Source organism: Candidatus Pelagibacter communis (assembly GCF_001179945.1).
Taxonomy (GTDB): Bacteria; Pseudomonadota; Alphaproteobacteria; order Pelagibacterales; family Pelagibacteraceae; genus Pelagilacustribacter; species Pelagilacustribacter ubique_A.
This window is the reverse complement of sequence record NZ_CVSG01000101.1, coordinates 1-936: the sequence shown is the minus strand read 5'-3', so window position 1 is coordinate 936 and position 936 is coordinate 1. Positions and strand designations below refer to the sequence as shown.

The following is a 936-nucleotide window of genomic DNA, read 5'->3' as shown; positions in this document are numbered from 1 at the left end:
CAAAAAAGTACTTAAAATAATGAGAAAAAATAAAATTATTCATGATTATTACTCTGTAAAAGTAAATAAAAAAATCCCAGTCTTTGCAGGTCTTGGTGGAGGAACAGGTAATGCAGCGACTTTATTTAATCATTTTGCAAAAAAAAAATTTAATAAAAAGATTTTCGATAGAATTACTAAAGAGGTTGGATCTGATTTTAGACTTTTTTCTTACAATTTAGGTTTTCAAAAAGATTTAAAATCTGTGGTAAAAATTGATAAAAAACACAGGTTTTACTTTTTACTTGTTTTCCCAAAAATTAAAAGTTCTACCAAAAGTGTATACTTAAGATTAAAAAAGTACTCAAAATTAAAGATCTTTAAAAAAAGTAATTTTCACTCGAAAAAAGATTTTATTAATTATCTTAAAAATTCCAAAAATGACCTACAATTAGTTGTTGAAAAAAAACACCCAATCATAAAAAAATTATTAAAAAATATTAACAGTGTAAAAGGATGTCATTTATCAAGAATGACTGGATCAGGATCATTGTGTTATGGAATTTTTAATAATGAAAGAAACTCAAAATTTGCTTTGAGAGAGCTTAAAAAAAGATTTCCTAATTTTTTATATTTTACTGCTAAATCTATTTAAGTACTTTTTTTTTGGCTTTTTCAAATTCCTCTTTAGTCAAAGCACCAGATTTATAAAGTTCATTAAGCTTTATCAATTCTTTAGTAACACTACTTTTTGTACTTTTATTTTTTGATTTGTAATTTTGTGGCAGGATATCACTTAAATCTAACTTTTGATATTTTTTTACAGTTTGAAATTCTTCAAAATTTTTATGCAATTGAGCACTCTTTTTTAACCATTTTTCCATTACTTTTTTTGCTTCAGGAAAGTTTTCTATCTTGTCGGGATGAAACTCTGTTGTATCTCGAGAAGTAAATTTT

2 protein-coding genes are annotated in these 936 nt (G+C 24.4%); one reads left to right on the top strand and one right to left on the bottom strand.

Annotated elements, in window-relative coordinates; genetic code table 11:
- A partial coding sequence (locus AMN78_RS04055; RefSeq protein WP_218836551.1) for a 4-(cytidine 5'-diphospho)-2-C-methyl-D-erythritol kinase occupies positions 1–634 on the top strand: 634 nt, incomplete at its 5' end.
- Here AMN78_RS04055 and AMN78_RS04050 read toward each other — a convergent pair.
- A partial coding sequence (locus AMN78_RS04050) for an SHOCT domain-containing protein (RefSeq protein ID WP_256997718.1) occupies positions 627–936 on the bottom strand: 310 nt, incomplete at its 5' end. The genes AMN78_RS04055 and AMN78_RS04050 overlap by 8 nt on opposite strands.